General features: G+C 70.0%; 10 protein-coding genes. 8 read left to right on the plus strand and 2 right to left on the minus strand.

Features of this window, described 5'->3' with window-relative positions; all coding sequences use genetic code 11:
- The first annotated feature begins 23 nt into the window (after positions 1–23).
- From nagE to AC3WLE_RS25695, 7 genes are all read left to right on the plus strand, one after another.
- A complete protein-coding gene (gene nagE, locus AC3WLE_RS25665; RefSeq protein WP_492356924.1) occupies positions 24–1,733 on the plus strand; it encodes an N-acetylglucosamine-specific PTS transporter subunit IIBC in 1,710 nt (569 codons plus the stop codon).
- Between the two features lie 118 nt (positions 1,734–1,851).
- Complete coding sequence (locus AC3WLE_RS25670; RefSeq protein ID WP_492356923.1) at positions 1,852–2,916, plus strand: porin; 1,065 nt, start codon at positions 1,852–1,854, stop codon at positions 2,914–2,916.
- Positions 2,917–2,958: 42 nt separating this feature from the next.
- Positions 2,959–4,062, plus strand: a complete 1,104-nt coding sequence (gene nagA / locus AC3WLE_RS25675; RefSeq protein ID WP_492352686.1) for an N-acetylglucosamine-6-phosphate deacetylase — start codon at positions 2,959–2,961, stop codon at positions 4,060–4,062.
- Positions 4,055–5,086 carry an SIS domain-containing protein gene (locus AC3WLE_RS25680; RefSeq protein ID WP_492356941.1) on the plus strand — a complete coding sequence of 344 codons (1,032 nt, stop codon included), beginning with the start codon at positions 4,055–4,057 and terminating at the stop codon, positions 5,084–5,086. The genes nagA and AC3WLE_RS25680 overlap by 8 nt, the downstream gene beginning before the upstream one ends.
- Positions 5,087–5,144: 58 nt before the next feature.
- The gene (gene zwf / locus AC3WLE_RS25685; RefSeq protein ID WP_492340227.1) at positions 5,145–6,632 is read left to right on the plus strand and encodes a glucose-6-phosphate dehydrogenase; all 1,488 of its coding nucleotides are present in this window, start codon (positions 5,145–5,147) and stop codon (positions 6,630–6,632) included.
- Positions 6,632–7,003, plus strand: coding sequence for a hypothetical protein (locus AC3WLE_RS25690; RefSeq protein WP_492318917.1), 372 nt, complete (start codon positions 6,632–6,634; stop codon positions 7,001–7,003). The genes zwf and AC3WLE_RS25690 overlap by 1 nt, the downstream gene beginning before the upstream one ends.
- A complete protein-coding gene (locus tag AC3WLE_RS25695; RefSeq protein WP_492356922.1) occupies positions 6,946–7,188 on the plus strand; it encodes a phosphoglucose isomerase-related protein in 243 nt (80 codons plus the stop codon). Before AC3WLE_RS25690 ends, AC3WLE_RS25695 begins: the two co-directional genes overlap by 58 nt.
- A 4-nt stretch (positions 7,189–7,192) precedes the next feature.
- On the opposite strand, the gene AC3WLE_RS25700 is transcribed toward AC3WLE_RS25695, so the two are convergent.
- Positions 7,193–8,737 (minus strand): YifB family Mg chelatase-like AAA ATPase, encoded by a 1,545-nt coding sequence (locus tag AC3WLE_RS25700; RefSeq protein ID WP_492356921.1) that lies wholly within the window; start codon positions 8,735–8,737, stop codon positions 7,193–7,195.
- Between the two features lie 80 nt (positions 8,738–8,817).
- Complete coding sequence (locus AC3WLE_RS25705) at positions 8,818–9,096, minus strand: accessory factor UbiK family protein (RefSeq protein WP_010814845.1); 279 nt, start codon at positions 9,094–9,096, stop codon at positions 8,818–8,820.
- Between the two features lie 385 nt (positions 9,097–9,481).
- Between AC3WLE_RS25705 and AC3WLE_RS25710 the strand changes: the two genes are divergently transcribed.
- A partial coding sequence (locus tag AC3WLE_RS25710) for a TorF family putative porin (RefSeq protein WP_492356920.1) occupies positions 9,482–9,681 on the plus strand: 200 nt, incomplete at its 3' end.

The following is a 9,681-nucleotide window of genomic DNA, read 5'->3' on the forward strand; positions in this document are numbered from 1 at the left end:
GCGCACAGATTCGGAGAACGCCAATGAAGATGGACCTGCTGCCCAGGGTGCAACGCCTGGGCGCCACGCTGATGCTGCCGATTGCGGTGCTGCCGGTGGCCGGCCTGCTGCTGCGCCTGGGCCAGCCCGACGTATTCGACATCAAGCTGATGGCCGAGGCCGGCAATGCGGTCTTTGCCAACCTGGCCCTGCTGTTCGCGATCGGCGTGGCGGTGGGCTTTGCGCGCGACAACAACGGCGCGGCGGCGCTGGCCGGCACCATCGGCTACCTGGTGCTGACCACGGTGATGAAGACCATCGACAAGTCGCTCGACATGGGCGTGCTGGCCGGCATCGTCGCCGGAGCGGTGGCGGGCGGGCTCTACAACCGCTATCGCAACGTCGCGCTGCCACCCCATCTGGGCTTCTTCGCCGGCAAGCGCTTCGTGCCCATCGTCACCGCCCTGTGCTGCCTGCTGCTGGGCATCGTGCTGGCCTATGCGTGGGCGCCGGTGCAGGCCGGCATCAACGCGGCCGGCGCGTGGCTGACCACGGCGGGTTCGGCCGGCGCCTTTGTGTTCGGGCTGCTGAACCGGCTGCTGCTGGTGACCGGGCTGCACCACCTGATCAACACGCTGGCGTGGTTCGTGTTCGGCAGCTACGCCGATCCGGCCACGGGGGCGGCGGTATCGGGCGACCTGCACCGCTACTTTGCCGGCGACCCCGGCGCAGGCCTGTTCATGACCGGCTTTTTCCCGGTGATGATGTTCGGCCTGCCCGCCGCCTGCCTGGCGATGTACCACGAGACGCCGCCGGCGCGGCGCGCGCTGGTGGGCGGCATGCTGTTCTCGATGGCGCTGACCTCGTTCCTGACCGGCATCACCGAGCCGATCGAGTTCAGCTTCATGTTCCTGGCGCCGGTGCTGTACGGCCTGCATGCGCTGATGACCGGGCTGTCGATGGCGCTGTGCCATGCGCTCGATATCCGGCTGGGCTTCACCTTCTCGGCGGGCGCGATCGACTATGTGCTGGGCTACGGGCTGTCCAGCCGCGGCTGGCTGGCGATTCCGCTGGGGCTGGCCTATGCGCTGGTCTATTACGGGCCGTTCCGCTTCTTCATCCGCCGCTTCAACTTGCTGACGCCGGGCCGCGATGAAGTGGTGCCCGTGATGGCCGTCGACGGTGGCGCGCAGCCGGCCGCGGGCAGCGTGGCGCAACAGTATGTCGAAGCGCTGGGCGGCCCCGCCAACCTGGTCGTGGTCGATGCCTGCACCACGCGTCTGCGGCTGAATGTGGCCGATATCAGCGCGGTGTCAGAGCCACGGCTCAAGGCGCTGGGCGTGCGCGGCGTGCTCAAGCGCCCGCCCAATGTGGTGCAGGTGGTGATCGGGCCGCAGGCCGAGCAGGTTGCCGGTGATATCCGCGCGGTGCTGCAGCAGGCGCCGCAGGCCACGGCCGTGGTGGCTGCTGCGCCCGCCGCTGCAACCCAGGCGCCCGTGCCGGCTGCCGGCGCCTTCGATCCCGCCTGGTGGATCGATGCACTGGGCGGCGCCGCCAATATCGCCTCGGTCGGCGTGGTGGCACTGACGCGGCTGCGCGTGGTGGTGCGCGAGCGCGCCCGGGTGCGTGCCGACCACCTTGCCGGCAGCCAGCTGATGTGGATCGGCGATGACACCGCCCACATCGCCTTCGGCCATGCCGCCGACGGACACGCGGCCGCCTTCGAGCGCGCCCTGCAAGCCATGCCCACCTGACCCCCGCCGCCGCAGCCGTGCGCGGCTGCGGTCGACCTTCCCCATCGGCCACAACAACGACGGCCGCGACGACAGCCGCGCCGGTGGATACCGTCTGCCTATCCAGGAGTCATTGATCGTGAAACGCATTGCACTGACGGCGCTGCTCGCAGCGTCGGCCGGGGGCGCCTGCGCCCAGTCCGCCGGCACCGGCATCACCTTGTACGGCCGCGCCGTGGCCGGCCTCGACTATGTCAACGGCATCGCCCGCCCGGGCGGCGACGTGGACACCTTTCGCTTCGGCAGCAACCAGTACGGCGTCAGCTTCTGGGGCATGCGCGGCGCCGAGGATCTTGGCGGCGGCCTGCGCGGGGTCTTCAACCTGGAGGGCATGATCACCTCCGGCACCGGGCGTTCCGATCCGCTGTTCAACCGCCGCGCGCAGGTGGGCCTGGCCAGTAACGACTGGGGCACGCTGCTGCTGGGCCGGGCCATGAGCCTGACCGACGACGAGAGCGGCGCGATCGACCCGATGGGCTTGCAGGCCAGTTCGGTCGCCACGCTGGTCTATGGCCGCAACTGGGGCTCGCGCGCCAATGCCGTGACCTACAACTCGCCGGTGTGGGGCGGGCTGAGCGTGCGCGCGCAGGCCGGCAGCGACGGCGTGGCGGGCAGCTTCAACAGCGGCAAGCAGCTGAGCGCGGCCATCAAGTACGCGCAGGGTAACCTGAACCTGACCGGCATCTACGAGGAACTGCGCGACGCGCAGGGCCGCATGGACAACCTGTATGGGAATTCGCGCCAGTACACGCTCGGCGGCAGCTATGCGCTGAACAACCTGCGCCTGTTCGCCGGCTACAACCTGACCGTGTCCTCGGGCGATACCGTGGCCACGCCGGAGAACCCCTACGCCGCCACGCGCAGCCAGATGGCATGGGTCGGCGCCAACTACCGCCTGCTGCCGGCGCTGACGCTGCTGTCCGGCGTCTACTACGCCACCCTGAACAAGAGCGGCGGGCATGGCACGCTTGTCACACTGGGCGCAAAGTATGACTTGTCGAAGCGCACCTCGCTGTATGGCACGGTGGCGTCGGTGTTCAACTCGCGCAATGCCACCTTTTCGGTGGAGGCGTCGCCGGACACCATGCCGCGCGCCGGGGCGAACCAGCAGGGCGCCTATGCCGGCATCATCCACCTGTTCTGACGGCGGCTGGCCGGTGATTCCAATGTATTGGAGAGCATTGCCATGAAAGGAAACATCCTGACGCCGGCCGGCTGGATCTTCGGAGAGATCCATGCCGGCCCGGACGGACGCATCGCGCGCATCGAGGGCGTGCCCGCCACGCCTGAGCACAACGATGCCCCGTACGTGCTGCCGGGGTTTGTCGACCTGCTCAATCACGGCGGCGGCGGCAAGGACTTCATGGATGGTGAGGCCGCGGTGCCGGTGATCCTGCGCGCGCATGTGCGCTTTGGCACCACCAGCCTGCTGGGCAGCACCATGACCTCGCCGCGCGACGTGCTGCTGCCCGCACTGCAGGCGCTGAACCGGGCCTGCGCGCAGCGCCCGCCCGGCGCGGCGCGCATGCTGGGCGTGCACCTGGAAGGGCCGTATATCAACCCCGGCAAGCTGGGCGCGCAGCCGGATACCTCGGCCACTGCCACGCCCGAAGAACTGGAGCAGTACCTGGGCGCCGCGCCGCTGAAGGTGGTGACGCTGGCGCCCGAACTGCCGGGGCATCTGGACATCATCCGCCTGCTGGCCGCGCGCGGCGTGCGCGTGCAGCTGGGCCACACGCTGGGCACCTATGAAGACGCGGTGGCCGCGCTGGACGCCGGCGCCAGCGGCTTCACCCACCTGTTCAACGCGATGACCCCGCTGCAGCATCGCGCGCCCGGCATGGTGGCGGCAGCGCTGGCCCATGCCGAATTTGCCGAGTTGATCCCCGACCTGCTGCACGTACACCCCGGCGCCATCCGCGCCGCGCTGCGCGCGATCCCGCGGCTGTATGCGGTGACTGATGCCACCGCCGCCGCGGGCATGCCGGACGGCGTGTACCACCTGGGCAGCCAGACCGTCTACAAGGTCCACGGCAGCGTGCGCCTGGCCGACGGCACCCTGGCCGGCAGCGTGCTGACCATGGACCAGGCGCTGCGCAACTTCGTTTCGATCGGGCTGGACCTGGCCGATGCGTCGCGGCGCGTGTCGCTGTATCCGGCCCAGTACCTGGGCATGTCCGACCGCGGCCTGCTGGCACAGGGCTGCTGGGCCGACGTGGTCGTGCTGGACCGCGCGTTGTCGGTGCGCACCGTTTATGTCGAAGGAGAATGCTGTGTCGAGAATGCTTGAAGAGGCGCTGAGCGCGCCGGCCGTGGTGGCTGCGCAGCTGGCGCAGGCGCCGCGCGTGGCCGCGCTCGCTGCGCAACTCGCCGCGCAGGCCTGGCCCGCGGCGCTGACCGTGGCGCGCGGCAGCTCGGACCATGCCGCCAGCTACTTCGCCACGCTGGTCACGCGTCGCCTGGGCGTGCCGGTGGCTTCGCTGCCGATGTCGACGGTGACGCTGCACGACAGCGCGCTGCGCGTGGCCGGGCAGCTGGCGGTGGCGTTCTCGCAGTCGGGCCGCAGCCCCGACCTGGTCGAGACCATGCAGGCGCTGCGCGACGGCGGCGCCGCCACCGTGGCGCTGGTCAACGCCCCGGATTCGCCGCTGGCGCAGGCGTGCGCGCATGAACTGCCGCTGCTTGCCGGCCCCGAGCAGAGCGTGGCCGCGACCAAGAGCTATATCGCCATGCTGTCGATGTCGGCGCTGCTGGTGGGGCATCTCGAGGCCGCGCGCAGCGGCGAGCGCGAGCTGGTCGCTGCCTGCGCAGGCTTGCCGGCCGCGCTGGCGCAAGCGGCCGCGCAGGACTGGTCGGCGCTGGTGCCCGCGCTGCGCGACGTCGAGCGCATGATCGTGCTTGGCCGCGGCGCGGGCCTGGCGATCGCACAGGAAGCGGCGCTCAAGCTCAAGGAGACCTCCGGCATCCAGGCCGAGGCTTTCTCCGGCGCCGAAGTGCGGCACGGCCCGATGGAAATCATCGGCGACGGCTACCCGCTGCTGGTGTTCGCGCCGCGCGGACCGGAACAGGCGGGACTGCTGGCGCTGGCCGCCGAGATGCGCAAGCGCGGTGCGCGCGTGCTGCTGGCGGCGCCTCCTGGCACGGTTGATGCGGAGCTGCCCCTGGAGTTGCCGCTGGTGCCGGCCGGCCATCCGCTGCTCGATCCGGTCTGCGCCATCCAGAGCTTCTATGTCGCGGCGCAGGCGCTGGCGCTGGCGCGCGGCCGCAATCCCGACCAGCCGCAGTACCTGCGCAAGGTGACCGAGACGCGCTGAGCTGGCCAATACCGCCCCAATACCGCCCCACGCCGCCCCGGCAAGCAAGGAGTCCGTCATGCAAACCACCCGAACCGCCTCTTCTTCCGGCACTGCCGACGCGCGGCCGCTGGACCTCGTCATCTTCGGCGGCGCCGGCGACCTGTCGGCGCGCAAGCTGCTGCCATCGCTATACATGTGCCACCGCGACGGCAACCTGCCCGACGGCACCCGCATCATCGGCGTGGGCCGGCACCGCTGGGACCGCGAGGCCTTTGTCAATTTTGCCGACGAAAGCGCGCAACCCTTTGTCGAAGCGCGCTATCTCGAGCCGGCCAAATGGCAGACCTTCCTGCAGCGGCTGGATTTCGTGCACGTTGACGCCTCGCAGTCCGGGGACTATCCGGCGCTGGCCGCGCAGCTGCGCCAGGACGCGCTGCGCATCTACTACATGGCGATGCCGCCCGGCTTGTTCGCGGCCACGTGCGACAACCTTGCCAGCCATGGCCTGATCGCCAACGACACGCGGCTGGTGCTGGAAAAACCGCTGGGCGTGGACCTGGCCTCGGCCATCGGCATCGGCGAGGTGGTCAGCCGCTACTTCAGCGAGGACCGCACCTACCGGATCGACCACTACCTGGGCAAGGAAACGGTGCAGAACCTGATGGCGCTGCGCTTCGGCAATTCGATCTTCGAGCCGCTGTGGCGCACGCCGTTCGTGCGCAGCGTGCAGATCACCGTGGCCGAGACCGTGGGCGTGGGCACGCGCGGCGGCTTCTACGACGAGGCCGGCGCCATGCGCGACATGGTGCAGAACCACCTGCTGCAGCTGGTCAGCATCCTGGCGATGGAGCCGCCGGCATCGCTCACCTCCGATGCGGTGCGCGATGAAAAGCTCAAGGTGCTGCGCTCGCTGCGGCCGATGTCGCCCGAGGACGTGCGCCGCAATACCGTGCGCGGCCAGTACACCGCGGGCGCCATCGCCGGCGAGCTGGTGCGCGGCTACCTGCAGGAACAAGGCATTCCGCCCGACAGCCGCACCGAGACCTTCGTCGCGATGCGCGCCGAGCTGGGCACGTGGCGCTGGAACAAGGTGCCGTTCTACCTGCGCACCGGCAAGCGCATGCAGGAGCGCGTGACCGAGGTGGTGATCAACTTCGCCGAGGTGCCGCATTCGATCTTCGATGCCGGCAGCACGCTGCAGCCCAACCGCATGGTGATCCGGCTGCAGCCGGAGGAATCGGTGCGGCTGACGCTGATGGTCAAGCAGCCGGGCGAGGGCATGAAGCTGAAACCGCTGAGCCTGGCGCTGAACCTGGACTCGGCCTTCACCACCCGGCGCGCCGAAGCCTACGAGCGCCTGCTGCTCGACGTGATCCGCGGCCGGCTGGCGCTGTTCGTGCGGCGCGACGAACTGCAGGCCGCCTGGACCTGGGTCGACCCGATCCTGGAAGCGTGGCGCCAGCAGGACCAAGGTCCGCGCCCCTATACCGCCGGCACCTGGGGCCCGGCGGCATCGTCGGCGTTCATGGCGCGCGAAGGCGTGCAGTGGTCGGAGGAGGCGTGATGCGGCTGACCGAATGCCCTGCATGGCGGGCTCTTGGCGCGCTGGCCGCGCAGCCGCTGCCGCATCTGCGTGAACTGGTGCACGAGCCGGGCCGTGGCGACTACGCGCGCTTGTCGGCTGCCGGCATCGAACTGGACTTCACACGGCAACGCATCAACCGCGCTGTCCATGAAGCGCTGCTGGCCCTGGCCCTGGCGCAAGACGCGGGCATCGAGGACGCGCCCACGATGAAACGCTGGCCGCGCTGGCGGCATTCGGCCTGCCGCCGCAGGAAGCCGAGCGGCTCGCGCCGCATCGCACCTTCCCCGGCAACGTGCCGGTCAGCCTGCTCTGGCTCGACACGCTCGACGCCGCATCGCTGGGCGCGCTGATCGCGCTGTACGAGCACAAGGTCTTCGTGCAGGCCGCGATCTGGGGCATCCATGCCTATGACCAGTGGGGTGTGGAACTGGGCAAGGCGATCGCGTCGGGCATGCAGGGGTGCCTGGCGCGGCGCGAGGTGCCCAAGGAGATGGATCCGGTGGGGGCTGCGACGCTGGCATCGCTTTTAGGTTAAGCATTCAACCGCCCGCCATCCGCAACGCCCGCCGGTACTGGATCGCCTCGCCCACATGCGCGGCGGTCAGCACCTCGGCACCTTCCAGGTCCGCGATGGTGCGGGCCACCTTCAGCACGCGGTAGTACGAACGCGCCGACCACGCCAGCCGCGTCATCGCGCCGCGCAGCAGCGCCTGCGCCTGCGGTTCCATCGTGCAGTGCTGTTCGATCTCGCGTCCGCCGAGTTCATTGTTGGGCTTGCCCTGCCGGGCCAGCTGGCGCTCGCGCGCGGCCAGCACGCGGGTGCGCACCATGGCGCTGGGTTCGCCGGGCGGGCCGTCGAGCATCTCGCCATGGTCCTGCGCGGGGACTTCCACCTGCAGGTCGATGCGGTCGAGCATCGGGCCGGAGATGCGGGACTGGTAGCGCCGCACCTGGTCGGGCGTGCAGCGGCAGGGGCGGTCGGGATGGCCGAGGTAGCCGCACGGGCAGGGGTTCATCGCCGCGACGAACTGGAAGCAGGCGGGGAAGTCGGCGTGGCCGGCGGCGCGGGCGATGGTGATGCGGCCGGATTCCAGCGGCTCGCGCAGGACTTCCAGCACCCTGCGGTCGAATTCGGGCAGCTCGTCCAGGAACAGCACGCCGTGGTGCGCCAGCGAGATCTCGCCCGGGCGCGGGTTGCCGCCGCCGCCGACCATGGCCGGCCCGGATGCCGTGTGGTGCGGCGACCGGAACGGGCGCTGGCCCCATAGCGCGGTGCGGAAGCCGCCCGGCGTCAGGCTCATGACCGCGGCGGACTCCAGTGCTTCGTGCAGCGTCATCGGCGGCAGCAGCCCGGGCAGGCGCTGCGCCAGCATCGACTTGCCGGTGCCCGGCGGCCCCACCAGCAGGGCGGAGTGCTGGCCGGCGGCGGCCACTTCCATGGCCCGGCGCGCCTGGGCCTGGCCGCGCACGTCGCGCATGTCGGGGCCGCGGTCCGTGGTGGCGGGCAGCAACGCCGGCATGGCGCGGGGCAGCCGTGCCTCCGGCACGGGGCAGAGGTGGTCGCAGGCCTGGCGCAGCGTGGCCGCGGCATGCACCGCCAGGTCCTCGATCAGCGCGGCTTCGGCGCCATTGCCTGCGGCCACCAGGAAGGCGCGCGGCGACTCGCCGGCGGCGGCGCGGGCGGCGTTGTCGCGCGCCAGGCCCATGGCCATGGCCAGCGCGCCGCGCACGGGGCGCAGTTCGCCGGACAGGGACAGCTCGGCGGCGAACTCATGCGCATCCAGTGCCTCGGACGGAATCTGGCCGCTGGCGGCCAGGATGCCCAGCGCGATGGCCAGGTCGAAGCGGCCGGATTCCTTGGGCAGGTCGGCCGGGGCCAGGTTGACGGTGATGCGGCGGTTGGGGAACTCGTAACCGCTGTTGAGGATGGCGGCGCGCACGCGCTCGCGGCTTTCGCGCACGCCGGTGTCGGCCAGGCCGACGATGGTGAATGCCGGCAGGCCGTTGGCGAGGTGGGTCTCGACCCGCACCGGCGGCGCGGCGATGCCGGTCAGTGCCCGGCTGCGTAGGACGGCAAGGCTCATGTCATCGAACTGTTAACGAAAAAGGCCGCCAGGAGTGGCGGCCTTCAAGCGGCGGGTTGGATCGGGCAGGACCGGCGTGCTCACGCGCCCCCGGTCGAGTCCACCGAGCCAGCGCCGGGCGTGATGCCGGCGCGGCGCTCAAGCTCCGCCACGCGGCCCTCCAGTTCCTCCAGGCGGGCGCGGGTGCGGGCCAGCACCTGCGACTGGACGTCGAATTCCTCGCGCGTGACCAGGTCCAGCTTGGCAAAGCCCTGGGTCATCATGCTGCGCACGTTCTTTTCGATGTCCCTTGCCGGCGAGTTGCGCAGCGCCTCGCTGACCTTGTTCTGCAGGTCGTTGAAGAGATCGGTCGGTTTCATGGTTTCTCCTTTGCGCACCTAACTGGTGCCAATCCGGGTGGGCATCTGGCGTTTAGCGCGCTTTCGCACAGGAATTGGGCGCCCCGATTGCGGGCGCGCAGCCTGGGTGTCGCGCACGCAGCCACCGTCAGGACTCAATTATCGCCCGTGAGGCACGTGGGCGAAAGCTCCCGCGCATCGGCGTTCACACCTTTTAACCCGATCTGGCTTCGCTGCAGGGCAGATTCAAGTCTGGCTTTGGTCACGGCACGCCATCACGGCCGCCATGGACCGCAGATTTCCGGGGAGCTGGCATGGCAGTTGCAGTAGTAGGTGCGCCTGCCTCATTGAATCACCGAAATCCAATAAACGAAATCCGAGCCTCAGGAATAAGGAGAAGAAACCCATGAAGAAGTTGGCCCTTGCAGTCAGCGCGGTTGTCCTGACCAGTGCCGCCGCCACCGCCTACGCGCAAAGCACGGAAGCGGCGGCCCCGGCACCGGCCGCCGCCGCTGCCGAGCCGGCATCGCCGCATACGTTCACGGCCAACGTGTCGCTGGTCTCGGACTACCGCTATCGCGGCATCAGCCAGACCAACCTGCGCCC

The sequence above is a fragment of the Cupriavidus sp. FW306-1B-F12B genome (assembly GCF_058781795.1).